This is a genomic window from Streptomyces jumonjinensis (assembly GCF_009600885.1).
In the GTDB taxonomy this organism is placed as follows: domain Bacteria; phylum Actinomycetota; class Actinomycetes; order Streptomycetales; family Streptomycetaceae; genus Streptomyces; species Streptomyces jumonjinensis.
In genome coordinates, this window is sequence record NZ_VCLA01000191.1 from 137,437 (window position 1) to 162,236 (window position 24,800).

At 69.0% G+C, this 24,800-nt stretch carries 15 protein-coding genes and 2 pseudogenes; 11 read left to right on the plus strand and 6 right to left on the minus strand.

Annotated features, from left to right (window positions below):
- Positions 1-38: 38 nt before the first annotated feature.
- Positions 39-236: a hypothetical protein gene (locus FF041_RS30565; RefSeq protein ID WP_153525784.1), complete on the minus strand. Its 198-nt coding sequence runs from the start codon at positions 234-236 to the stop codon at positions 39-41.
- 1,027 nt (positions 237-1,263) lie between these two features.
- On the opposite strand from FF041_RS30565, the gene FF041_RS30570 reads away from it, so the two are divergent.
- Complete coding sequence (locus FF041_RS30570; protein ID WP_153525785.1) at positions 1,264-2,367, plus strand: TolB-like translocation protein; 1,104 nt, start codon at positions 1,264-1,266, stop codon at positions 2,365-2,367.
- A gap of 857 nt (positions 2,368-3,224) precedes the next feature.
- Positions 3,225-4,410, plus strand: a pseudogene (locus FF041_RS30580) (IS701 family transposase).
- A 178-nt stretch (positions 4,411-4,588) separates the two neighbouring features.
- Here the strand turns inward: FF041_RS30580 and FF041_RS30585 are convergent.
- Positions 4,589-5,983: an FAD-binding oxidoreductase gene (locus tag FF041_RS30585; RefSeq protein WP_153525787.1), complete on the minus strand. Its 1,395-nt coding sequence runs from the start codon at positions 5,981-5,983 to the stop codon at positions 4,589-4,591.
- Positions 5,984-6,739: 756 nt separating this feature from the next.
- Between FF041_RS30585 and FF041_RS30590 the strand changes: the two genes are divergently transcribed.
- Positions 6,740-8,167 (plus strand): nucleotide sugar dehydrogenase, encoded by a 1,428-nt coding sequence (locus FF041_RS30590; RefSeq protein WP_153525788.1) that lies wholly within the window; start codon positions 6,740-6,742, stop codon positions 8,165-8,167.
- 221 nt (positions 8,168-8,388) lie between these two features.
- On the opposite strand, the gene FF041_RS30595 is transcribed toward FF041_RS30590, so the two are convergent.
- On the minus strand, positions 8,389-9,399 hold the full coding sequence (locus FF041_RS30595) for an NAD-dependent epimerase/dehydratase family protein (RefSeq protein WP_153525789.1): 1,011 nt from the start codon (positions 9,397-9,399) through the stop codon (positions 8,389-8,391).
- A 287-nt stretch (positions 9,400-9,686) separates the two neighbouring features.
- On the opposite strand from FF041_RS30595, the gene FF041_RS30600 reads away from it, so the two are divergent.
- The 8 genes and pseudogenes from FF041_RS30600 to FF041_RS30630 all read left to right on the plus strand — a co-directional run bounded on the left by FF041_RS30600 (position 9,687) and on the right by FF041_RS30630 (position 20,195).
- Positions 9,687-11,096 (plus strand): NDP-hexose 2,3-dehydratase family protein, encoded by a 1,410-nt coding sequence (locus FF041_RS30600; RefSeq protein ID WP_323393169.1) that lies wholly within the window; start codon positions 9,687-9,689, stop codon positions 11,094-11,096.
- A gap of 153 nt (positions 11,097-11,249) precedes the next feature.
- Entirely contained in the window at positions 11,250-12,359 is a 1,110-nt protein-coding gene (locus FF041_RS30605; RefSeq protein ID WP_153525791.1) for a DegT/DnrJ/EryC1/StrS family aminotransferase, read from the plus strand.
- A 111-nt stretch (positions 12,360-12,470) separates the two neighbouring features.
- Positions 12,471-13,217 (plus strand): annotated as a pseudogene (locus tag FF041_RS39555) (hypothetical protein); the annotation flags it as partial.
- A 33-nt stretch (positions 13,218-13,250) separates the two neighbouring features.
- Complete coding sequence (locus tag FF041_RS39560) at positions 13,251-13,760, plus strand: glycosyltransferase (RefSeq protein WP_323393187.1); 510 nt, start codon at positions 13,251-13,253, stop codon at positions 13,758-13,760.
- Between the two features lie 29 nt (positions 13,761-13,789).
- Entirely contained in the window at positions 13,790-15,028 is a 1,239-nt protein-coding gene (locus FF041_RS30615) for a class I SAM-dependent methyltransferase (protein ID WP_153525792.1), read from the plus strand.
- Between the two features lie 140 nt (positions 15,029-15,168).
- Positions 15,169-16,398: a class I SAM-dependent methyltransferase gene (locus tag FF041_RS30620; RefSeq protein ID WP_323393171.1), complete on the plus strand. Its 1,230-nt coding sequence runs from the start codon at positions 15,169-15,171 to the stop codon at positions 16,396-16,398.
- Between the two features lie 74 nt (positions 16,399-16,472).
- Positions 16,473-17,372: a glucose-1-phosphate thymidylyltransferase RfbA gene (gene rfbA, locus FF041_RS30625; protein ID WP_153525794.1), complete on the plus strand. Its 900-nt coding sequence runs from the start codon at positions 16,473-16,475 to the stop codon at positions 17,370-17,372.
- A 285-nt stretch (positions 17,373-17,657) separates the two neighbouring features.
- On the plus strand, positions 17,658-20,195 hold the full coding sequence (locus FF041_RS30630; protein ID WP_153525795.1) for a class I SAM-dependent methyltransferase: 2,538 nt from the start codon (positions 17,658-17,660) through the stop codon (positions 20,193-20,195).
- Between the two features lie 189 nt (positions 20,196-20,384).
- Here the strand turns inward: FF041_RS30630 and FF041_RS30635 are convergent, their stop codons facing one another.
- From FF041_RS30635 to FF041_RS30645, 3 genes are all read right to left on the minus strand, one after another.
- A complete protein-coding gene (locus tag FF041_RS30635) occupies positions 20,385-22,034 on the minus strand; it encodes an MFS transporter (protein WP_153525796.1) in 1,650 nt (549 codons plus the stop codon).
- Between the two features lie 403 nt (positions 22,035-22,437).
- On the minus strand, positions 22,438-23,133 hold the full coding sequence (locus FF041_RS30640) for a DUF2306 domain-containing protein (RefSeq protein ID WP_323371060.1): 696 nt from the start codon (positions 23,131-23,133) through the stop codon (positions 22,438-22,440).
- 280 nt (positions 23,134-23,413) lie between these two features.
- Positions 23,414-24,649: an acyltransferase family protein gene (locus tag FF041_RS30645; protein ID WP_153525797.1), complete on the minus strand. Its 1,236-nt coding sequence runs from the start codon at positions 24,647-24,649 to the stop codon at positions 23,414-23,416.
- Positions 24,650-24,800 lie beyond the last annotated feature (151 nt).

Below are 24,800 nucleotides of genomic sequence, written 5' to 3' on the forward strand. Positions count from 1 at the left end.
TTCACACCGCAATGCCAGATTCAATTCTTCGCGGAACCTCACAGCGCTGGGGAACAGCGGCTGTACGTCTTGGGCGGGGCGGCGAGCCGCAGGCCGACTTTTACGAGGGTCCAGCCGAGGCGTGTACGGAAGTCCCGGGGGTACCGGGCTGCGGTGGCGAGGCGGTACGCGTCGGCCTCGGTACGGAGTTCGACGGCGCGGGCGTGGTACAGGGCGAGCTGGGTCGCGAGTTGCATCGCGCTGTATCCTCTCGTTCCGTGGTGCAGGAGAAGACGGGCGTGTCCCGACGGGTTCTCGGGGGTGTCCAGGCATTAGCCATAGCGTCGCACTGGGGCGGACTGCTGCAGGTGGTAGCCGGTGCCAACGCTCGACCCAGGGAGTTGTCAGCCAAGTCGGGATGCGGTGGCGGCTTCGACGTGAGAACTGGCCGATTGGCACGCACCCCATTCACTGCCAGCCCGAATCGTCCTCCGGCGACATGCTGAACCCGGTCATGGCACACGCCGCGGCCGCGGCGGATGACCCGGACTCGGCTCCCAGACCTCCGCCGCCTCCCATCACGACGATCACACCGACTGCGACAGCCCCCAGAACCGTTCTGCCAACCATCATGCCTCTCCCACTGTGACCGGTTCGCTCTGTGCCGACAACAGCGATGCTGCCCTGGCACGGGGATGGACAGAAGAGGAATCCCGCTGGTCAAACCGTCCATGGCCTACTTGGGCCATGGAGACACCACATGAGTGAACCGCTCCGGGATCGGTAGAGACTCAAAGGGCCGGATCCAGCCACCGGTAGTTGGTTCGCGTTCGGCGAGCGGAATGTCGCCGGTCCCGATGTGCAGGCGTTGGCGGAGGACTTCCGCCGCCGTACACGCGCCGACGAGGTCCCCCGGACCGCGCCGAACAGACCGACGATGGCCGGACTCCCAGGCGGGCCGGCCGCCGCGCCCGGCGGCAGGCAAACCCGCTCCACGCCCCACTGCCCCGCCGTCACTGGAGCCCGGAACAGGAGCCAAGGCATCCGGCGAACCCTGATGGAAGGTGGGGCACTTGTCTGCCCGTAGCAGGGTCTGCCGCCACGGGCGGCGAGTCCGCACCGTGTGCGCGGGGCTGTCTCTGCATGGACCGCTCGCATATGACCGAAATCGCGCTTCCGGCAGGTCATGTGGTGCGTGGAAGCATTGACCGCGCGGTGCCGTCGCGGTTGCATGCTGGTGGTTCTCCGGTGAGGTGCCGGAGGCGGAAGCTGCCTGGGGGGAAAATGAGAAGTAACACGAGCCGGGGCACCACCAGACGTGGGCAGGCCGCCCTGAGTGCGGCCGTGGTCTGCGCGATCACAGCGGTCCTACCCGGAGCCGCCTCGGCCGAGCCTGCGGATGCGGGGGGCGTCCGCCAGACCGGTGTCGAGAGGGTCAGTGTCGCGGCCGACGGCACTCAGGCCAACGACGATTCCTCCGACGCGTCGATCACACCCGCCGGCCATCGCATCGTCTTCTTGTCGTACGCGAACAACCTCAGCCCCGGCGACACGGGGAGGAGCGAGGAAGTGTTCGTCCGGGAGCTGGCAACGGGGCAGAACAGGCAGTTCGACGGGTACCCGCTGGCGCCGCCGATGCTCAGCAGCGACGGGCAGGTCCTCGCTTATCTGGGACCCAGGTTCAACAACATGGCCCTCTACCAGTACCACCTGAGCATGGGGTGGTCGACGGCCTACACCTGCTCGCTCCGGAGCTGCGAGGCATCCATGGGCGCGAACGATCGCCACCAGGCATTCAGTGTCAGCTTCAGGCACCCGGAGACCAACCAGCGCATCGAGGTCCGCGACCCGGACACCGGCGGCTTGCAGACCATCGATGTCATCCACAACACCGCATCGTCCCGGCCGTCCATCAGCAATGACGGCACCCGTCTCGCCTACCAGGACGGTGGGGAGCGGGACGTCTTCCTGTGGGACTGGGCCGACAACACCGCCGCTGGCCCGATCGAGGGTCCGGGCAAGGCGGCAGAGCTCGTCCAGCTCAGTGACGACGGCAGCAAGGTCGTCTACCGCTCGGGCCCCGACACCTATGTCCACGACACCGCCTCCGGCACCGCCCTGCCGGTACCCGGCGTGAGGGGCGTGGCCATCGACCCCACCGGCCGCTACCTGCTGCACACGCCGTCCGGCACGACCGGACCGGCACCGCTCACCCTGCGCGACCTGGAGACGGGCACCGACGAGACCGTCACCGACCGGCCCGCCTCGGCCGGGATCGACGCCGTCAGCACCGGTGGACGCCACGTCGTCTTCGAGTCCGCGGCCGAGGACATCGTGCCCGGCGACACCAACGGCAAGACGGACATCTTCCTCCGCACCCTCCGATAACCAGCCTCCGCCGCCGCGTTCCTCAGGCGCCGCGGTCCGCCGCCCCGGCCACGCGGGACAACTCCGTCCACCGGGCGCCGTGCCCCCGATACCGCCGCAACCGGCTGCCCCGCCCCGCAGCCGTCCACGTCGGCTCTGGTGGCCGTTCGGCCGCCGACGCTGAACCGTGCCGGGATTCTGGCTGGCCATGGCCCATCGACCTGACCCAGTACGACCGTCGCCCCGGGCTCGGCGAACGCGAGCGCACGGCGCCGGCCCGTCTGGGCCGGCAGGTCCGTCGGCGCCGCGGATATGACGCCGACCGGGTCGAGTGGCGGGCGATCGCCCGCCTGCTCCGCCCGCTCGATGACGCACGAGCCGCGCTGCGATGGTGCCCGGACACGCCCGCCCATCGCCGTTCGGTCACCGACGCCGTCGGTCCGATCCTGCGGCGTTGTCTGTAGGACGGCACGTCGTTCCGGGCGTGGTCGGCAGACGACTGGGCCCGCCTCATCGCCCCTGATCACAAGGAGTTCGAGGCCGCCTGGTCCGGGTGGATCGACGACACGGTCCGGCCCCGCGTGGGCCGCGTTCGCCTACCCGCTCGGCGGCTTCACCGAGTTCCACCGCATCGGAGGGTTCATCCGCCGATCACGGGCCTGGCGGGTTTTCGGCCAGGAACCGGTCGAGCAGCCAGCCGGCTCTACAACGCCAAGGAGCCGATGACGCTCTTCGAGCTGCAAGCCTGATTCGGTCACCGGAGTCCGGAGTCCGGCGTCCGGAGTCCACCCAGCACTACGCCTAGTACTGCAACCGCAGCTGGGCGTATCCGTGGGCTTGGGTGCTCGTTGGTCTGACTGTGTGCTGACGCGTTGACAATGGAGCAGGTCGAGTCGTGGTCTGAGGGGATAGCCGGGTTCCATGCCCGGTTCGCCCATCGTTTCGGCAGGTCGGAGCCCCGGGAACGGGCTCTGGACTATCTGACCGGCCTGCTCGCCCCGTTGGAGAAGAAGAATGCCTGGACTATGGCCGAGCAGGTCGGGCAGCTCCGGCCGGACGGCGTCCAGCGCCTGCTGAACCATTCGGAGTGGGACGAGAATGCCGTCCGTGACGACCTGCGCGACTACGTCGTGGAGACCATCGGCGACAAGAGCGCCGTCCTGATCGGCGATGACACCGGCTTTCTGAAGAAGGGCACGAAGTCCGCCGGCGTCCAGCGGCAGTACAGCGGAACGGCCGGACGCACAGAAAACTGCCAGATCGGCACCTTCCTGGCCTACGCCTCTCCCCAGGGCCGGGCCCTGATCGACCGCGAGCTCTATGTCCCCGTCTCCTGGACTGAGGACCGCGAACGCTGCCAGGCGTCCGGGATCGGCGACGAGGTCGCCTTCGCGACCAAGAACGAGCACTTCCGCTGGATGCTGCAACGCGCCCTCGATGCCGGTGTGCCGTTCGCATGGGTCACCGCGGACGAGGCATACGGACAGGTCAAGCACCTACGGTCCTGGCTGGAGGAACGCGGCGTCGCGTATGTCCTGGCCACCAAGGTCAACGACACCGTGGTCACCCTTGGGGGCAAGGAGTTCCGCGTCGATGCCCTCGTAGCCGCGCTGCCCCGCCAGCGCTGGAAGCGTCTCTCGGGCGGAGCCGGCTCCCACGGCGAACGGATCCACGACTGGGCCCGGGTCCCAGTCCGCGACGAGTGGGAGAACGGGTCCGGGCACTGGGTCCGGGCACTGGGTCCTGGCCCGGCGCTCCGTCGGCAAGCCGAGTGAAATCGCCTACTACGTCTGCTGCGGCCCTGTCACCTCGCGGTTGAAAGACCTGGTCAGAGTGGCTGCCGCGCGGTGGGCAGTCGAGGAATGCTTCCAAAGCGCCAAAGGTGAGTGCGGCCTGGACCATTACCAGGTCCGCCTCTACCGGGCCTGGTACCGCCACATCACCCTGGCCATGGCCGCGCATGCGTATCTGACCGCAGTCCGCGCCGCAGAAGCCATAAAAGGGGCACCTCGAATGCCGAGCACGACCTCATACCCCTCAGCGTCCCGGAGATCCGCCGGCTGATGGGCCACGCCGTCGTCACACGCCACTGCCACAGCAACGAGCACCGTCTGCACTGGTCACGCTACCGAAGACACAGCCAAGCCCGAGCCCGCCGGTCCCACTACAAACGCCGCGGCCACATCCTCCAGAGGGTGCGGCTGCTGTGTGGAGCACAGCGGCCGCACCCGAGTGTTGGTTGTCAGGCTTCTTCGGCGGGCGGGATGTTGTTGTTGACGCGGAACAGGTTGGTCGGGTCGTAGGTGCGCTTGAGGGTGCGCAGGCGGTTCCAGGTGGCCTCCGGGTAGGCTTCGCGGATGCGGTCCTGGCTGTCGTCGGCGAGGAAGTTCACGTATACGCCAGGCACACCCTTTTGGAGCGCCACGGTGAACTCGTCCACCCAGCGAGTGTGCGTCTCCGCGTCATCGGGGTTCTCATAGACAGCCGCCACGTTGACCATCACCTTGCGGTGACGGTGGGCAAAAGCGGTCGCGTCCCCAGGCACCTGAGTCATGGCACCGCCAAGGACACGGATCTGAACCGCCGGCATGATGGCTGTCGACGCCTTGATCCGCTCCAGGATCTCCGCAGCCGCATCGAGGTCGATGGCGTCCACGAACATGTTGCGGGCTGCCGCGACCTGGTGGTAGCGCTCTTCCTCCGGCGGGTAGATCCCGGGATACGGCATGGGCGCGATCATGTCCGCGATCGGCGTCGCCAGGGCGCGGAACGGCGCAAAAGCCTTCTCCGCCTCCTCGCCTTCACCCGCGTAGACCATCATCGCCATGATGATCGGCGTGCCGTGCAGTTCCTCGGGAACGAACGGCATCGGCGGCGAAGGCATGATGTTGACGATGCTGGTGAGTTCTTCCGGCGCCCGCTCCGACTGCTCGACGAAACCGGCGATGACCTCGGGGGTGCCCGGCAGAACCAGCAGGCCGCCGAGGACCGTGCTCAGCTCGTGCAGACGGAACTGCATCCGCGTCACCACACCGAAGTTGGCGCCGCCGCCTCGGAGCGCCCAGAACAGATCGGGCTCGTGCTCCGCGTCGACCCGGCGCAGCTCACCGTCGGCGGTGACCACCTCGACCGCCAGCAGATCGTCGATGCTGAGTCCGTACTTACGGACCAGATAGCCGATGCCGCCGCCGACGGTGATGCCCCCGAGGCCGACGCTGCCGGTGTCCCCGAAACCGGTGACGAGGCCATGCTCGGCAGCCGCGTTGGTGTACTCACCAGCGGTCAGGCCCGCCTCCGCCCAAGCGGTGCGCGACTCCTGGTCGATCTGCAGGTCGCGCAGCGACGACAGGTCGAGCACAAGGCCGCCGTCAGAGAGACAGAACACACTGTGCCCGCCACCCTTGATCGCCAGGGGCACCCCGCTGTCACGGGCGAGCAGGACGACCTGGGCCACAGCGGCGGCGTCGGTCGGCTGTACGATCGCGGCCGGTCGCTGGTCCATCCCGCCCAGGTAGACGACGCGCGCCTCGTCGTAACCCGCGTCACCGGGCACGAGCACCTGTCCGTCGACCAACGCGCGCAGCTGCGCGATCGGCACGGTGCCCGGCTCGACGACCGTATCGGTCTTCTCCACCATGAAAGTTCTCCTCATGTCTTGCAGCAGGGGTTACGCCAGAGCGTGGTCGACCCCGTACAGATACATCGCCGAGGCCAGCGAAGGGTCGCCGAGCGCGGCGGGTTGATGGTCAGCCGGTCCGGCCGAAGGTTCGGTGGGCAGTAGGTGTCGGCACACACGGCCCAAGTCGTGTCGACGCTTGAGCCGTGGCAACCGCAGCCGTTCTGTCCTTGTGGTGCAGGTCGTGCCATGGCACGCCGAAGGGTGGTCCATTGACGTGCCATAGCTGACCTCGTCGAGCACACGCACGTCGCCGGAGTCTGCGTACCCGCCGCGAATCCATCCGCCGCAGCCGTGCGCTGTCGGCCCGGTCCGTCCACACCGGCAGATGGGCTGTCCTGCGGTCGGGTCGCGCCGCGCGACGGCGTGCTCCCCGCCGTACCCGACGAGGATAAGGCGGTGATGCGGGCGGTGCTGTCGACTAGCACGCTCATGTCGAGCTGGTTGAGTCGTGCAGGCAACGAATGGCTCCCATGAGGTCGCATGACTGCGTCGATTGTCGTACCACTGGGTTGAGCGGCGCATCTTCCAGATTGCGGTATGAGTCCATCATGTTTGTGTGACCCCGTCCTGGTGCATGTCCTGCCTCTCGTGCTCCGCTGTTCCCCACTTCTCCGGTGCTGGATTCCATCGGCGGCAAACCAGGAGATGCCCGCCGAGCACGGTGGTGAGGACCATGGACGTGGGCCCGTACCACTTTTCGATGGGAGACTCACGATGCGTTTTCTCTCCGACCATGACAGCCCCACCGTGGCGGTCATCGGTTTCGGGTACGTAGGTTCTTGCGTCGCGGCGACCCTGGCCGAGCGCGGATTCGACGTCATCGGAATCGACACGGACCCCCGGCTGGTCGAGGAGCTGGGCAGGCGGGAGTGCCGGTTCAACGAGCACGGCCTCGCGGAGATGCTGTTCTCGGGCCTGGATTCCGGTCGGCTGCGGGTGACCGCCGACACCGCCGAGGTCAGTGCCGCTGATGTCGTGCTGATCACCGTCGGTACGCCGGTGAGTGACGACGGGTCGCTGGCCGACGAGCAGTTGCGCGGCGCCGCGCTGGGGTTGAGCAAGCATCTGCGGCCCGGCCAGTTGGTCGTCCTCAAGTCCACGGTGCCGCCCGGCACCACGCGTAACCTGCTCGGTCCCCTGTTGGAGTCGGGCGGGCTGGTGGCGGGCGAGGACTTCGGTCTGGCCTTCACCCCGGAGCGGCTCGCCGAGGGGACCGCGCTGCAGGAGCTGCGTACCTTCCCGATCGTGGTCAGCGGGCTGACTCCGGAGTGCGCGGCGTCCGTCGGCGAGCTGTGGCGGCGCACTCTGGGGGTGGACATCCTGCCGATGGAGACCCTGGAGGCGGCCGAGATCGTCAAACTGGCCGACAACTGGTGGATCGATCTCAATATCGCCATGGCCAACGAGCTGGCCAAGCTGTGCGGGCTGTACGGGGCGGATGTGCTCGATGTCATCGCCGCGGCGAACACGATCCCCAAGGGCACCGGCAATGTGAACATCCTGCTGCCCAGCGTCGGTGTCGGCGGTTCGTGCCTGACCAAAGACCCCTGGATGGTGTGGCGTACCGCGGACGAGTTCGGCGTGCGCATCCAGACCGCCGCGGCGGGCAGGCAGGTCAACGCCGGGATGCCGGAGTACACGGCGGAGCTGGTCTTCGACGAGCTGGCGAGGCTGGGCAAGGACCCGGCGAAGTCCACGGTGGCGGTGCTGGGCCTGGCGTTCAAGAACAACACCGGCGATCTGCGCGCCACGCCGACTCAGGGTGTGGTCGAGGCCCTGGCCGCGAGCGGGGCCACCGTACGTCTCTACGACCCGCTGGTCGACCAGGAGGCCGCGGCCGGGTTGTTCGGCATGGAGCTGGAGACGTCCCTCGACGAGGCGGTGCGCGGCGCCGACTGCGTCGCGGTGCTCGCGCTGCACCGCGATTTCCTGGGCATCGACTTCGCCGCTCTCCCGGTGGCCGAGTCGTGTCTGCTGTTCGACGGTCGCGCCTACTACCCGAAGGACAAGATCTCCGAGCTGCGCAAGGCCGGGTACGTCTATCGCGGCATCGGCCGGGGCGAGACTCCGGTGGCCGCGCGGGCGACGCGCCGACTTGTCCCGGTGGGCTCGCAGAGCACCCGCTATCTGGAGGCGAGCTGACGGGCGCCGAGGCCGTCGCGGACGCTTCGCCGGCGGTGACCGGGCCGGCCGTCCGGTCCGGCACGGCGTCCGCTTCCTCGTCCGGTCGGGGAGCCCGGAGCGCTGGACTCCGCGGGTGACGCGTTCGACGCGCGGTGTCTCGGATGCCGCCGGTCACACGCGGCGACGGCGGACCGCTGGTGCGGTCCGCCGTCGCTGCTCGTGGTTGAGCCGGACGCTCTTCAGGCGGGCGTGTGGGCCGGTCCGCTGTCCGGTACCGCGCCGCTGTCGGGCAGGGCGAGCCACCACGGGTTCTCCCGTGCCCATTCGATCGTCCTGGTGAGTCCCTCGCGCAGGTCCGTCGTGGACTGCCACCCGAGTACTTTTCTGATCTTGTTCGTGTCCGGGACCCTTCTGCGCAGGTCCTGGTACCGGCCGCCGAGCCGGTCCTGTGTGTCGACCGGCACGGCCTCGCCCGCGCCCGTCAGCTCCGCGACCAGGGCGCTCAGAGCGCCCACGGTGGTCTCGACGGAGCTGCCGACGTTGAAGCACTCTCCGACCGCGTCCTCGCTCGTGGCGACGGCAATCGTCGCGTCGATCGCATCCTGGACATAGGTGAAGCACCGTGTCTGGCCACCGTCGTCGTACACCACCGGCGGTTCCCCGTTCAGGGCCCGGTGGATGTTCCTGCTGACGACGAACGCGGGCCGCTGCAGTGGTCCGTATACGTTGAAGTAGCGGACGATCGCCGTTCTGAGTCCGCGGTCGCGGGCGAAGGCGAACGCGAGATGCTCGCCCAGCGCTTTGCTGGAGGAGTAGCACCAGCGGTCCACCGAGGTGCTGCCCAGCACCCGGTCGTCGTCCTCTCGCCCCGGGACGGCGGGGTTCTTCCCGAAGACCTCGCTGGTGCTCGCGACGACTGCTTTGGCGCCCGCCCGCGATGCGAGGTCGAGCACATGGCGGGTGCCGAGGAGATTGATGTCGATGACATCGACCGGGCTGGCGAGATACCGGTCGACTCCGACGACGGCGGCGAGGTGGTAGACGGTGTCCACACCCTTCTTCACCACCTCGGCCAGCTGCGACGCGTCTCTGATGTCACCGGGCACATAGCGGACCGACGGCGGAGGTGACTGATCGTCAGGCGGTGTTCCGCCGTCGAACACGGTGACCTCGTCGCCCCGCCGGACCAGCTCATCGACCAGATGACTGCCCAGAAAGCCGCATCCTCCGGTGACCACGACCCGCGCCATGACCGCTACCTCCCGATCCCGGTATGGACCGCCGCCATGGCCGATCCCGTATAACCCATTCCGATGACGGCGGCGGAGCCATTCCCGTGATCAGATAAGAAATTCATGGGTACCCATCTCTCCCAGGCTGCGACAGGGCGGCACCCGAACAGCGTGCCGATCCGCATACCGGAGACGCATCTCCTGTGATGCCGTGTCCCTGCTTCCCCACCGCAATCCAGAAGATGCATCGCATAGTCACCCCGTACGACGATGTGCGTAGTCATACGACCTCATGGGAGCCTCCGGTGCCTGCGCTACTCGATCAGCTCGGCAGGGGCATGACCGTCGACCTCGCTGCCCGCGTCACCGCCTCGGCACGAACGGCCGTGTCACGGATGGACTCCGACCTCGACGACTGGCTCGACGACAAGCGCAGGCAGCCGTTCGAGAGCACCGTCATCACACTGGACGAGCTGGCCGAGCCCCAGGGATGGCGCTGCGCCCCGGACACCGGAAACGTGGAACATCACAGTGGCCGGTTCTTCACCGTGGAGGGACTCCACGTCACCACGAATCACGGGCACACCAGGGAATGGTGGCAGCCCATTCTCGTGCAACGGGACATCGCCGTCCTCGGAATCATCGCCAAGGAGTTCGACGGCGTCCTGCACTTTCGGCTCCAGGCCAAGATGGAGCCCGGCAACATCGGCATGGTGCAGTTGTCGCCCACGGTCCAGGCGACGTCCAGCAATTACACCCGGGTGCACCGTGGAAGACCCGCCCGCTACGTCGAGTACTTCATCGAGCCCGGCAGGGGCCGGGTCCTCGTCGACGTACTCCAGTCGGAACAGGGCGCCTGGTTCCATCTGAAGCGGAGCCGGAACATCGTCATCGAGGTCACCGACGACGTGCCCGTCCATGAGGACTTCCGCTGGCTGACTCTCGGGCAGATCCGCCGACTGCTCCGACAGCCCAACATCATCAACATGGACGCCCGCACGGTCCTCGGCTGTCTGCCCGTCGCGGCCCCCGCCGACGACCCCGACGGCCACGGCGTGTTCGACGGCGGCTCCGAGCCCGGCGGCACGCACACCATGACGGAGATCCTCAGCTGGTTCACCGGCCGCAAGAGCGCGTACGAGCTGAACGCCCGGCTGGTCCCGATGAACTCCCTGGTGGGATGGCGGCAGGACGCCGGGAGAATCCTCCCCGAGGACGGCGGAGACTTCAGCATCGTCGGCGTGCGCGTCCATGCCCGCACCCGTGAGGTGCACCAGTGGAAGCAACCGCTGCTGGCCCCGCACGGACTCGCCCTGGCGGGGCTGGTGACCCGGCGCATCGGCGGCAGACAGCACGCGCTGATCCGCGCCGAGGTGCTGCCGGGATACCGGGACACCGTGGAGCTCGGACCCACTGCCCGCTTCATGATGAACGACTACGCCGACACCCCTGCGGACCGCCGCCCCGAATTCCTCGACTATCTGCTGTCGGCGCGCGAGAACGTCCGCTACGACGTCGTGCAGTCCGAGGAGGGAGGGCGGTTCCTCCACGCCGAGACCCGCTATCTCATCGTGGAAGCCGACGACAGCTTCCCGCTCCAGGCGCCGCCCGACTTCAGCTGGATCGCGGTGGAGCAGCTGATGGCGCTGCAACGGCACAGCTACTACCTCGGCATCGAGGCCAGAACCCTGCTCTTCTGCCTGAACAACCTTTGACCAAGGCGCCCCCGCGGACGACCGGCCGATCACGGGGCGTGCCTTCGAACCATGCGGAGACAGCGCGGAGCACACGCGACGAGAGCTGCCCCGGGACCGCGGGATACGTCGTCTTACCAGACCGGAAAAGCTGACCAGGACGAGAGGGCACCGATGGCTATTCGTGTATGGGACTACCTGCGGGAGTACGAAGCCGAGCGCGAGGACATCCTCGACGCCGTCGACACCGTGTTCCGCTCGGGCAAGCTCGTCTTCGGCGAGAGCGTGGGCAGCTTCGAAGAGGAGTTCGCCGCCTACCACGGCGCCGCGCACTGCGTCGGCGTCGACAACGGCACCAACGCCGTCAAGCTCGGCCTGCAGGCCCTGGGCGTCCGCCCAGGCGACGAGGTCATCACCGTGTCCAACACCGCGGCGCCGACCGTGCTCGCCATCGACGGGGTGGGCGCGACCCCCGTCTTCGTCGATGTGCACCCCGACACCTACCTCATGAACACCGATCAGGTGGCCGCCGCCATCACCGACCGGACCACCTGTCTGATCCCGGTGCACCTCTACGGTCAGTGTGTGGATCTCGCCCCGCTCCAGCAGCTGGCGGAGCGCCACGGGCTGAAGATCCTGGAGGACTGCGCCCAGGCGCACGGGGCGCGCCGGAACGGCCGGCTGGCCGGGACGACCGGTGACGCGGGTGCCTTCTCCTTCTACCCGACCAAGGTCCTCGGCGCGTACGGCGACGCCGGCGCCGTGATCACCTCCGACGACCAGGCCGAGCGGGATCTGCGCCGGCTGCGGTACTACGGGATGGAGGACCGCTACTACGTGGTCCGCACGCCCGGGCACAACGCCCGGCTGGACACGGTGCACGCCGAGATCCTGCGCCGCAAGCTGCGCCGGCTGGACGGCTATATCGCCGCCCGCCGTGCGATCGCGCGTCGTTACGCCGAGGGCCTCGGGGACACCGGGCTGATCCTGCCTCAGGTGGCCCCCGGCAACGACCATGTCTACTACGTCTACGTCGTACGCCACCCCGAGCGGGACGACATTCTCCAGGCGCTGAGGGAGTTCGACTTCGAATTCAACATCAGCTATCAGTGGCCTGTGCACACGATGACCGGATTCGCCCATCTGGGCCATGCCGCCGGTGATCTCCCCGTGACCGAGGCCGCGGCTGACGAGATCTTCTCCCTGCCGATGTATCCGTCGCTGCCGGAAGACCTCCAGGACAAGGTCATCACCACCCTCCGCAAGATCCTCGCCCGCGGCTGACTGCGTGCCGGGCCCCTCGGCGACTCGACCCGGGCCCCAGCGGCCGGCTGCCGCCGCCGGAGCATGTCCGGCACAGCCGCTATCACTCATCACCTAGGTGGAAGGACTCTGATGCGGATCCTCTTCGTCACCAACCCCTTCAGGGCACACCTGTATGTGCAGGTGCCGTTGGCGTGGGCGTTGCGTACCGCTGGGCATGAGGTGTGCGTCGCCGGTCCGCCGGATCTGGCCGACGCCGTCGCACGCACCGGATTGAACGGCGTATCGGTCGGCGAACGGCTCGCCATGGAGGAGAAGATGCCGCCGGCCGACGCGACGGCCGAGACGGTGGACGCCTGCGACCCGAGAGGGCACCGCACCGGGAGGTCGGTGCAGAGCGACTTCGGCTGGGGCGATGCGTACACCGAGCTGGAGGACCTCACCACCGGTGTACGCGAGGTGTTCTTCCCGGACTCCGCCTTCGACGACCTGGTCGATTTCGCCCGTCAGTGGCGTCCCGATCTGGTGATCACCGACCCGACCGCCTTCCCCGGAGCGGTGGCGGCCCGGGTCGTCGGCGCGGCGCACGCCCGGATGATGCTCAATGTGGACCGGGTGGGCCAGCTGCGTGCCGCGTGCCGGGACCGGCTCGGCGCGGACGGCGACCCGATGCGGGAGTGGCTGGGGCCGATCCTGGAGCGGTACGGCTCCGAGTTCGACGAAGCGGCGGTCCTCGGGCAGTAGAGCATCTCCCCAACTCCGTCGTGGATCCCGCAGCCGGACGGCGCGCACTATCTCCCGATGCGCAGTGTGCCGTTCAACGGCCCGTCGCCCACCCCGCGATGGGTGTACGAGCAGCCGGCGCGCAGGCGGGTCTGCATCACTCAGGGGCTCTCGCACCGGGACGCCACCATCGACGGCGCGTCCTCCTCGACCCGTGATCTCTTCGACGCGGTCGCCGACCTCGACGTCGAGGTGATCGCGACCCTCGACGCCAAGCAGCTCGATTCCGTGACGAAGATCCCGGAGAATGTGCGCACCGTCGACTTCGTCCCCTTCACCTCGCTGCTGCCGTCCTGTTCGGCGATCGTCCACGAAGGCGGTGTCGGGAGCTTCGCCACGGCGCTTCAGAACGGCGTCCCGCAGATCATCGTGCCCATCGCCTTCAGGGTCGAGAAGTGGTGGGGCCCGGTGGCCATCGGCACCGGTCTGGAGAGCCGCGGCGCCGGGGTCTACGCGGCCAACTCCAGCACGCTGACTCCCGAGACGCTGCGCAGGAGTCTCCAGCTGGTCCTCGACGACCCCTCCTATCTCGCGAACGCCGTTCAGCTGCGCACCGAGCTGAAGGCGATGCCGACCCCGAACGACATCGTGCCCGCGCTGGAGAAGCTGACCGCCGAATACCGCACCTCGCGTCCCTGAACTCGAATGACGACCGAGTGGAAGGCATCATGAACATCATCGAGTGCACCGAGTGCCGCATCTGCGGCAACCGCACCCTGCTGCCCGTGCTCGACCTGGGGACTCAGTCTCTGACCGGTATCTTCCCCGGCCCCGGCGAAGTCGTGCCGACTGCCCCGCTGGAACTCGTCAAGTGCTCCCCGGACGGCTGTGGGCTGGTGCAGCTGCGGCACACCGCCGATCTCTCGCTCATGTACGGCGTCCACTACGGGTACCGCTCCGGCATCCGCCCGTTCATGGTCAACCATCTGCACGGCAAGGTCGCGAAGCTCACCGGCATGGTCGACCTCGACAGCGATGATCTGACCATCGACATCGGCAGCAACGACTCCACCCTGCTGCGCGGATACCGGACCGAGGGCCTCACCCGGGTGGGCATCGATCCCACGGGTGACAAGTGGCGCGAGTACTACCCCGCCGACATCGATCTGATTCCGGACTTCTTCTCGAAAGAGGTCTTCACCGAGCGGTACGGCGACCGCAAGGCCAAGATCGTCACCTCGATCGCGATGTTCTACGATCTGCCCGACCCGACCGGGTTCATGGCCGACATCCGCGACCTCCTCACGGACGACGGGGTGTGGATGGTCGAGATGAGCGATCTGGCCTCCATGGTCCAGGCGCTGGCCTATGACGCGGTCTGCCAGGAGAATCTCTCGTACTACTCGCTGCGCCAGATCGAGTGGATGGCCGAACGCGTCGGACTCACCCTGACGACGGCCGAGGTCACCGACGTCAACGGCGGCAGTCTCTGTCTCACCTTCGTCAAGGACCCCAGCAGGCACCGGATCGACCTCGCCGGGATCGAGCGGGTCCGTCAGCGGGAGACCCGGCTCCAGCTGGACACGATGACCACCTACGAGACCTTCGCACGCCGGGTCCGCGATCACCGCGACGGGCTGCGCGCCTTCCTCGACGACTCACGGGCGGCGGGCAAGCTCACCCTGGGGTACGGGGCCTCGACCAAGGGCAATGTGGTCCTCCAGTACTGCGGGATCGACACCCGGGACCTGCCGTGCATCGGCGAGGTCAGCCAGGAGAAGCACGGCTGCTCCACCCCCGGGACCGGTATCCCCATCGTCTCCGAGGAAGAAGCCAAGGCACGCCGCCCCGATCAGCTGCTGGTGCTCCCGTGGGCGCACCGCAAGGGGTTCGTCGAGCGTGAGCAGGAGTTCGTCGCGCAGGGCGGGAAGCTGGTCTTCCCGCTGCCGTCCCTCTCGGCGGCCTGATCGCGACGGCGCCCGGCTGTTCCCGGCGCACATCAGGAGATGCGTCGTCGCCCGCGCGGGGAACATGCTGGGCCGTGGGCTGAGGTCATGCGTTGTCACAAGCGGCCGTGAGCGGCCGGTGCAGAAGGGCGGAGTCACCAGTGAGCGGATGCCGGCTCTGCGGCGGTGTGGTCGAGGAGTTCCTGGATCTCGGACCTCAGCCGCTCCCCGACGCTTTTCTGAGCCCCGACGACCCCGCCGGCATCGCGGCGGAGTTCTTCCACCGGCTCGCCGTCGGCCGCTGTGGGACGTGCACGGTGGTCCAGCTGACCGATGAGATACCGCGTGAGCAGGTGTTCCACCACGACTATCCGTACCGTTCGGCGTCCGGGTCCTCGGCGATGCGGGAGCACTTCACCCGTACCGCGCTGGGGTTCGTGGAGACCGAGCTGTCCACCGCGGATCCGTTCTTCGTCGAGATCGGCTGCAACGACGGAACGCTGCTGCGGACCGGTGCCGAGTCCGGGATCCGCCATCGGGGGTTCGAGCCCTCCGGAGGGGTGGCGAAGATCGCGCGGGAGCGGGGTGTGCGGGTGCGCACCGAGTTCTTCGAGGAGTCGACCGCCGCCGCCGTCCGCGAGGCCGAGGGACCGGCCGATATGATCTATTCGTCGGACACCATCAGTCAGATTCCGTACACGGCCTCGCTGCTGCGCGGTGTGGACGCGCTGCTCAGCCCCGGTGGCGTCTTCGTCTTCGAGGACCCCTATCTGCGGGACATGGTGGAGAAGACGTCCTTCGACCAGATCTGCAATGAGCGTTTCTATCTGTTCTCGGTCCGTTCCGTGCAGGCGATGGCCGAGCGGTTCGGGTTCGAGCTGGTGGACGCGGTGCAGCTGCCGACGTACGGCGGGGGGCTGCGGTACACGCTCGCCCGGGCCGGCGCCCGGCGGCCGGCGCCCTCGGTGGCCCGGCTGCTGGCGCAGGAGGTCGCCCAGGGCCTGGCGGAGTCCGCGGGGCTCCAGCGCTTCGCCTCCTCGGTGACCGGCATCCGCGACGACCTCGTCGGCCTGCTGCGCTCCCTGCGCGAGGACGGCAGAACCGTCGTCGGCTACGGCGCGACGGCCAAGAGCGCGACCGTCACCAATTTCTGTGGCATAGGGCCCGATCTGGTCCCCTATGTCTGCGACACGACGCCGGCCAAGCAGCATCTGCTGACCCCGGGGATGCATATCCCGGTCAAGCCGCCGGCGGCGTTCTCCGACCCGTATCCGGATTACGCGCTGCTGTTCGCCTGGAACCACGCCGAGGAGATCATGGCGAAGGAACAGCGGTTCCGGGAGGCCGGCGGCCGGTGGATCGTGTACGTGCCCGAAGTGCGGGTGATCTGACCGTGGGCGGGCTCTCACCGGTCCGCCCTCCATCGCGCGGGCGTGCGGCGCCTCATCGAAGAACGGACCGGCCGATGAAGGGAATCGTTCTCGCGGGCGGCAGCGGTACACGGCTGTTCCCGCTGACCCTGGCGACGTCCAAGCAGCTGCTCGCCGTCTACAACAAGCCGATGGTCTACTATCCGCTCTCCGTGCTGATGCTGGCCGGGGTCCGGGACATCCTGATCATCTCGACGCCCTCCGCCATCCCCGACATGCGCAGTCTCCTCGGCGACGGCTCCAAGCTCGGTCTGAATCTGTCGTACGCCGTGCAGAACGAGCCGCGCGGCATCGCCGACGCCTTCCTGATCGGGGCCCGTCATATCGACGGCGACGACACGGCGCTGGTCCTCGGCGACAATCTCTTCCACGGCTCCGGCTTTCCCGAACTGCTGCGCGGCGCCCGGGACTCCCTGGACGGCTGCACCCTCTTCGGCTGCCCCGTGCCCGACCCCGAGCGGTACGGCATCGGCGAGGTCGACTCCGCGGGCGTACTGCTCTCCATCGAGGAGAAGCCGTCGCGCCCGCGCTCCGACAAAGCGATCACGGGCCTGTACCTCTACGACGGCGCGGTCGTCGACATCGCCCGGGGCCTCTCCCCCTCGCCCCGCGGCGAGCTGGAGGTCACCGACGTCAATCGCGCGTATCTGGAGCGGGGGCGGGCGCGGCTGATCGAGCTGGGCCGCGGCCAGCGCTGGTACGACTGCGGCACCCATGACTCCCTGCTGGCCGCCAGCCGGTATGTGCAGTCCATGGAGAAGCGCCGGGGCGAGCGGGTGGCCTGTCTGGAGGAGATCGCCCTGCAGATGGGATTCATCGACGCCGAGGCCTGTTACCGGCTCGGCGCCGGAATGCGGCAGTCTGCCTACGGCCGGCATCTCACGGAGATCGCCTCCTCGATGGGCGGGGCCCTCCGGCACGATTCGGCGGCATGACCGGGGGCCCGAGCAGCCCGGACGGCCCGGGCGGCGCGCTGACGCGCCGTCGTCCGCCGCGGCTGCGGTGCTCTCGTCCCGCGCTTCGGTGCGGAGACCTCTCCCCTGGTCCGGCGCGGTCCAGCGCGGTCCGCGCCCGAATGGTCCGCAACGACGAAGATGCCCGCACCTGGGGCACCGATCCACGATGGTCCGCATCCGATATCGGTGAACAGCGCGGTGCCCGTGCACCCAGCGGGTTTGCACCTGGAGGTTGTCATGGGTTTCGAGTCCACTCACGCGCTCATGACCGCGCCACCGGCGGAGCCGGATCCCGGCGCCGCCGTGGACCGGGAGGCGCTGCGGCGCACGGCGTTCCTGTATCAGGACGGCGTGATGCTGGCCGCCTCGGTCCGGGCGCTGGACGCGCTCGGTCTGCTCGACCGCGAGCAGCCCCGGAGCCCCGACGACAACGGCTATCTGCGCGTCGTCTGGCGCTGCCTCACGGCCGCCGGATGGCTCACCGAGGGCGCGCTGGGCACCTGGACGGCGGCAGGGCGGGCCGCGCTGCGTCACCGCGACCGCTACCTCGCCGCGGGTGACTTCCTGGCCCGCTTCGACAGCGTCGACCCGGACTGCTGGGCGGCGCCCTGGGACGCCGTCACCCGTGCCGGGTTCGCCGCCGCCGCCGACGCCCACGGCGCCTGGCGCAGCGGCGCGGACCTCACCGACCCCGTCACCCTGCATCTGGACGCGGGCCTCGCCGTGCCCGCGCTGCTGTCGCTGCGCGGCACCGGCCGCCTGGACCGGCCGGACGGGGAGATCGCCCGGCTGCTGACGCTGCTGGGGTGGCTGGACGGTGAGAACCGCTGGACCCCGTGGGGGCGCGCGGGGCGGGCCTTCGTCGACCATCTGGGCATGGTGGGGTCCTATCTGCCGATGGTGTCGCGGCTGCCGCAGCTGTGCCGCGGCGAGCAGGTCGTCGTCCCCGGCGAGGGCGAGTGGCACTGTCAGCGGCAGCTCAACGTCCAGGCGAGCGCCGCGGCCCACCGCCGGTACTTCGCCGACGCCGATCCGGTGTTCCGCGATATCTTCAGCGCCCCGTCGCCGCCCGCGTTCATCGCCGACATGGGGTGCGGCGACGGCAGCTGGCTGGCGCATCTGCACAGCATGTTCGGCGACGGCATCCGCTATGTCGGCATCGACATCAGCACCGTCGCCCTGGACACCGCGCGCGGTGTGCTGGAGGCGGCCGGGGTACGTGATCCGATCCTGCTGACGGGCGAGATCGGCGACCCCGGCGCGCTGAGCGACCGGCTCGCCGCGCACGGCCTGCGGATGGCGGACGGGCTGCACATCCGCTCGTTCATCGACCACGACCGCACCTACCTCGGCGACGGCCCGCGCGCCGATGTGCCCGGCTGGGCGACCGGGGCGTATGTCGCCCCCGACGGGTCCCCGCTGAGCGCGGTCGAGGTGGAGACCGACCTCGTCGCCCATCTGCGGCGCTGGACGCCCCATGTCGGCCGGCACGGGATGGTGGTGCTGGAGGCGCACTGTGTCGCGCCGCAGGTGGCGCGGCGGCATCTCGGCGCGCTGCACTCCGTCGCCTTCGACGCCTACCACGGCCTGTCCCACCAGTACCCGGTGGAGTATCAGTCGGTTCTGCGCTGCTGCCGACTGGCCGGGTTCGAGCCGACCGGCCATCTGGAGCGCCGTTATCCGACGTCCCGGCCGTTCGTCGCGGTGTCTCTCAACCGGCTGACGCCGGTGCGGCCTGCGCCCCGGTTCGCCCCGGCGGTACGCCAGGACACCTGGCAGCCCGCGCCGGACGCCGACCTCACCGACGGGGTGCGGCTGCATGAGCTGCTGTACGTCGACGGCGAGCTGACCCAGCCGCGCGGCTGGGCTGCGGGCGCCACCGGTGTCGTGGTCCATGACACGGTGCGCGCCGTCGAGTCCCGTATCGCCCGTGCCCTCCCCGGCGAGACGGTACGGGTGCTCGACTACGGCGCCGGCACCGGGCTCGCCTCCCTCGAACTGGTCCGCGCCTTCGCCCAGCACCGGGTCGTGGAGCGGCTCGCCGGGCGGGGCGCCGCCCTGGAGCTGCATGTCGTGGACATCCCGACGCCCTGGTTCGCGCAGGGCTTCGCGCTGCTGCGCGACGTCCCGTACACCCGGTTCCACTCGCTGCGCGACGCCTCCGGACGGTTCCGCGGGCTGCGGGAGGTCATCGGCGGCCGGCAGGCCGACGTGGTGCTCGCCAACATGGTCTTCCATCTGCTGAACGGCGACGCCATGCGGCATGCCGCCGCGTCGATAGCCGAGGTGCTGCGCCCCGGCGGTCTGCTGGCGTTCAGCGCACCGGATCTGGCGCCCGCGACACCGTACTCGGTGCTCTTCCACGACCCGAACCGTCTGCTGCGCCGGTACTGGCTCGCGGCCCTGGACAGCGCCGATCCGGCCGGTCTGCCGCCGGTGGTACGGGCGGCGGTCGCCGCTGTGCGTCCCGCCTCACGGGCCGAGGCGCAACGGCGCGCGGACCGCCGTATCCTGCCTGCCGCGCGCACCGTGTCGTCGGTCGAGGCGGCGCTGACGCCCCACTTCCTCGGCCGGACCCGGCGGCGCACCGACGAGCTGCTCGCCGAGGAGAGCCTGATGACGGCGCTCGTGCCGGCGAACCAGACGGAGTATCTCGCCGAGGTGTCCGATCCTCGGCTGCGGGGCGAGCTCATCCATCATCTGATGAGCGGGCGAGTGCTGCCCGAGCTGATGGCCGGGCCTGCGGGGACCGCTCTGGGTCTCAGCATCGCCTGGACGACGGGGCGTTACCAGCGCCGCTGAGCCCGCGCTCCTCTCCTCCGTGTGGCGGCGGGATCCGTCGTGGACGTTCCCGCCGCCGGCTGCCGTCGCGGGTCCGCTGAACGGCGCCGGAAAGCCGAGATCGCGATGTGCGCGCGGAAGGCGGGTCGTGCCGCGCTTCCGTGCGCACATCGCGATCTCAGTGAACTTCCGGTGTGACCGGCCGCCCGGTCAGGACCGGACAGGCCCCGGCTCCGCCGTGGTCGACGCGACCGGCTGCGGCTGTGCGGCCGTCTCCGCCGCGTCGTCGGACGGGGCTCCCTCGGATCCGGAGTCCGTACCGCCGGACTCCGCTTCGGCGGTGGGCGGCATGTGCTTGAACCACTGCCAGGCGAGCGCGGCGAGTGCGATGAACAGTACGGCGGCCAGCGCGCCCACCACGTTGAGCCCGGAGGTGAACGCGTCGCGAGCCGAGCCGATCAGATCGCCGGCGACCGGGTCGGGCAGCTCCTGAGCCACGGCCATCGCGTTGGCGATGCTCTCGCGGGCGGCGGTCGCCGCTTCGCCGGACAGCTCGGCGGGGACCGAGAGTTCATCGCGGTAGACGAAGGTGCCGATGCTGCCCAGGATGGCGATGCCGGCCGCGAGACCGAACTCGCCGCTGGTCTCCGACAGCGCCGACGCCGATCCGGTCTTCTCCGGCGGCGCGGCGCCGACGATCATGGCGTAGCCCAGCGCCACCGCCGGGCCGAGGCCCGCGTTGATCAGGATCGAGCCGATCACCACCATCACCAGGCTGTCGTCGCTGGGGACCTGGGACAGCAGGACATAGCCCGCCGCCGACACCAGAAGCCCGCCGGCCATGAGGAACGCGGGACGGATCGTCCGGGCGAGCCCGGTGCTGAGCCCGATGGCGAGGAGTGTGCCGATCGCGCCGGGCACCAGCCAGAGCCCCGTCTTCAGCGGCGAGAGCCCTTCGACCATCTGCAGCTGGAGGTTGACCAGCAGCAGGCTGCCGCCGGTGATGGTGCCGACCAGGAGGCCCAGCATCATCGCGCCGCGGTAGACACGGATCTTGAAGAGGCTGAGGTCCAGCAGCGGGTCTTCGAGATGGTTCTGCCGGCGGACGAAGAGCACGCCGAAGAAGATGCCGACGACCAGCGCCCCGATGGACACCGGCTCCCAGCCTTCGCGGGCGAGCTCCTTGACGCCGTAGATGAACGGGAAGAGCGTCAGCAGGGAGAGCCCGACGCTCAGCGGGTCCAGCCGGCCCGCGTCGGGGTTGCGGTACTCCGGCAGCAGGACCGGTCCGGCGACCAGCAGCAGCACCATCACCGGGACCGCCAGCAGCAGGACCGAGCCCCACCAGAACGTCGACAGCATGAAGCCGCCGAGGACCGGGCCGATCACGCCGCCGCCCACGAAGCAGCTCGTCCACACCGCGATGGCGGTGGCGCGCTCCTTCGGGTTCCTGAACATGTTGGTGATCAGGGCCAGGGTCGACGGCGCGAGAGTCGCTCCGGCGAAGCCCAGCAGCGCCCGGGAGGCGATGAGCATCTCCGGGCTGGTGGAGTAGGCCGCGATCACCGAGGCGATGCCGAAGAAGGCCCCGCCGATCAGCAGCAGCTTGCGGCGGCCGATCCGGTCGCCGAGGGTTCCCATGGTGACGAGGAGGCCCGCGAGCATGAATCCGTAGACGTCCAGGATCCACAGCTGCTGGCTGCTGGAGGGCTGGAGATCCTCGGCCAGGTGAGGGAGCGCCAGGTACAGCACGGTCAGGTCCACCGACAGCAGAAGCGCCGGCAGGACCAGGACCATCAGTCCTAACCACTCCCGGCGGGTCGCCTTGGCGTTCGGTTCGTTCTCAATGCTCGTTTGCATCGAGTTCCTTCCTTGACATGTCGATCAGGGCACATCCGCTGAGGGACTGCGATGTGGATGAGGGGTGTTCTCGGGGCGGAAGTGCCGCTTTCTCCGGGGGATGTCGGATGCCTTCCGCCGAGGTCTGGATCGCGCACGGCGACCTGGGCGGGGTCCTGGGCCTCGGCCGCGGGGCATCCCCCGGACGCCTTCCCGGACTCCGGTACCGGCCCGTCCGGCGTCGGCCCGTCCGGCATGGCGCCGCCGGGAGGTGTTCGCCGCTGAGAGCGTGATCGTGTACCGGGCCAAGAGGGCCTCCTTTCCACCAGACGTCGCCCGGGTTCTCAGGGCGACGAACGGGTTGTGCCGCTCCCGGGCCCGCCGTGCGGCGTGCTCCGGGTGCGGCACCATCGTGTTGCCGCGGTCAGCGCACCGGCCGGCCGGCCGTGCGGTTGAGCCACCACGTCACCGCCATCAGATTGATGACCCAGCCGATCCAGCGCACCGCTTCCAGGTAGTAATTGGGGTCGATCTCAAGCTCCAGCCGGCGTCCGGCGGTGATGATGATCGAACCCCAGAAGTTGTTCATGACCATCGCGAAGGCGTACAGCATGAACCGCCGGTGCTCGGCGTAGCGGCGCTGCCGGATCCGGATGTATCCCATGACGGTGAAGGCCAGCCACAGCACGGTCGCGACGGTGACGCCGAGTTTGCCCACCGGCGGCGCGAAGGGCACGATCACCAGTCCGAGCACGCCCGCGATCATCGTGGTGACCACATAGAGCCGGCCGCCCCACCGGTGCACCGCCGGGTGGTTCCGGCGCAGCCATGGCCATATCTGGAAGATGGCGGTCAGCAGGGCGACGGTGGCGAACGCGATATGCGTGATCAGCGTCGGGTAGTACGCCGAGAAGCCTTCGTGCGGCATCAGCGGGGCTGTTTCCCGGTCCAGGTACGGCTTCGCCGTGTGGATGATGTAGCCGACGGAGACCAGGAACAGCGGTACGATCCACGGCCGTCGCCACAGTGGGCGCGATGTCGCCGGGTCGGGTTTCTTCGGGGCGCGCGACGCCGGTGCGGTGCTGACCGGCGCGTCGGTTCTTTCGAGGTTCTGGGTCACGGTCGATCCTTCATGTCATGCGGGCCGTGCAACAGCGCCGCCGTGTCCACGCCGTGTCCCGAGTCAGCGTCACACCGGGGTATCCGGAGCGGCAACTCTCAGATTGCTGTGCCCGTGCCCGGCGGCGTGGCGGTCGCCGGGCACGGTGTGCGTCGATGCGGTTCAGGGCCCGTGGTACGCCGGGTGACGTGCGGCGATCGGCGCGGACCGGTGGTCCCCGGCGGCGGGCGGACGGGCGGTCAGCGGATTCCGCCAGGGGAATCGGAGACGGCTCCGGCGGTCAGCGGATTCCGCCGGAGGATTCGGCGACGGCTCCGGCGGTCGCCGGGGTCCGGTCGGCGGGTGCGGCCGGCTCCGGACCGGAGGGCTGCGGGGGCGTCTTCGGGGCCCGCGGCTTCGATCCGAAGCGGCGCATCATGGGCTGTTCCACCGCGGCGAACAGCAGCCAGGACAGCGCCACCGCCACCGCGAACAGCAGCACCAGCACGGCGATTCCGAACGGGGTGCTGCCGGGTGTCGTGGTGTCGAGCCAGTAGCTGCCGTAGACGAGCACCTGGAGATGGACCAGATAGAACGCGTACGACAGATTGCCCAGATACACCATGGGGCGGCTGGAGAGCAGGGTCGGCCGCTGCTGGTGGAGATCGGACACGGCGGCGGCGGCGATCAGCAGGGCCAGCGGCGCCGCCATCACCGCCACCATTCTGAAGACGGGCGGGAACAGCGGGCCGACGGCGTACGCGGCGACGGTGAGCGCCGCCGCCCCGCCGAAGCTCACCGGCACCCGTCTGCCGGTTATCACGATCCGGGCCAGCAGTATGCCGACGACGAACTCCAGCATCCGCACGGGCGGGAAGTGGAAGATGATCCAGAACTGCTCCGCGCCGAGTTCGACGAACGGGATCACCTCCCGGTGCGGCAGCCGGTTCACGGCCAGCGGCACGACCAGGGTGATCAGCGTCAGCAGGCCGATCGTCCAGGTCCACAGCCGTTCGGGGCGGATCCGGCGCACCAGCGTCAGCAGCACGGGGAAGCAGAGATAGAACAGCAGCTCGGCGGAGAGCGACCAGGACACCGAGTTGAAGGCGGTACGGACGTCGAGGTGCGGGGACCATGCCTGCAGCAGCAGCACGTTGAGCAGGGCCTTCCGCTCGTCGAAGACCTGGTCCAGCACGGTGACCATGAGAATCGCGGTGACGGCGAGCATCACCAGATGGTTGGGGAAGACGCGTACCAGCCGGCGGCGCCAGAAGCCGCCGGCCCGGTCCGTCGGGCGGGCCACCCAGGTCAGCACATAGCCGCTCAGCATGAAGAAGAAGCTCATGCCGGCCCAGCCGCCCATGGTGACCAGGTCGACGAAGCGCTTGCTCACATCGGGCGAGGTGAACAGCACATAGCCGGTGGCGTGGAAGAGAAAGATGATCACCGCTACGAAGAACCGCAGGCTCGTCAGCGACGGCAACAGGGTCGGCTTATGGACAGCGGCGGGGCCGTCCTTGGTGGTCGATGACGTCATGCCATACCTTCCCGAGAAGCGGGGCGGGCTACGGCCGCGGCTGAAAAACGTCGTCGTCGTACCGGACCGGGCCAGCGGAACGGATGTGAATGTGGCATTCGCCCGAACGGAGCCGCACCTCCCAAAGTGCGGTGCGACGTCGCCACCAAGT

What these genes read in the sequence shown, in the direction of transcription:
- FF041_RS30565 (WP_153525784.1), bottom strand. Translation starts at nt 236, where the DNA reads ATGCAACTCGCGACCCAGCTCGCCCTGTACCACGCCCGCGCCGTCGAA.
- FF041_RS30570 (WP_153525785.1), top strand. Translation starts at nt 1,264, where the DNA reads ATGAGAAGTAACACGAGCCGGGGCACCACCAGACGTGGGCAGGCCGCC.
- FF041_RS30585 (WP_153525787.1), bottom strand. Translation starts at nt 5,983, where the DNA reads ATGGTGGAGAAGACCGATACGGTCGTCGAGCCGGGCACCGTGCCGATC.
- FF041_RS30590 (WP_153525788.1), top strand. Translation starts at nt 6,740, where the DNA reads ATGCGTTTTCTCTCCGACCATGACAGCCCCACCGTGGCGGTCATCGGT.
- FF041_RS30595 (WP_153525789.1), bottom strand. Translation starts at nt 9,399, where the DNA reads ATGGCGCGGGTCGTGGTCACCGGAGGATGCGGCTTTCTGGGCAGTCAT.
- FF041_RS30605 (WP_153525791.1), top strand. Translation starts at nt 11,250, where the DNA reads ATGGCTATTCGTGTATGGGACTACCTGCGGGAGTACGAAGCCGAGCGC.
- FF041_RS30615 (WP_153525792.1), top strand. Translation starts at nt 13,790, where the DNA reads ATGAACATCATCGAGTGCACCGAGTGCCGCATCTGCGGCAACCGCACC.
- rfbA (WP_153525794.1), top strand. Translation starts at nt 16,473, where the DNA reads ATGAAGGGAATCGTTCTCGCGGGCGGCAGCGGTACACGGCTGTTCCCG.
- FF041_RS30630 (WP_153525795.1), top strand. Translation starts at nt 17,658, where the DNA reads ATGACCGCGCCACCGGCGGAGCCGGATCCCGGCGCCGCCGTGGACCGG.
- FF041_RS30635 (WP_153525796.1), bottom strand. Translation starts at nt 22,034, where the DNA reads ATGCAAACGAGCATTGAGAACGAACCGAACGCCAAGGCGACCCGCCGG.
- FF041_RS30645 (WP_153525797.1), bottom strand. Translation starts at nt 24,649, where the DNA reads ATGACGTCATCGACCACCAAGGACGGCCCCGCCGCTGTCCATAAGCCG.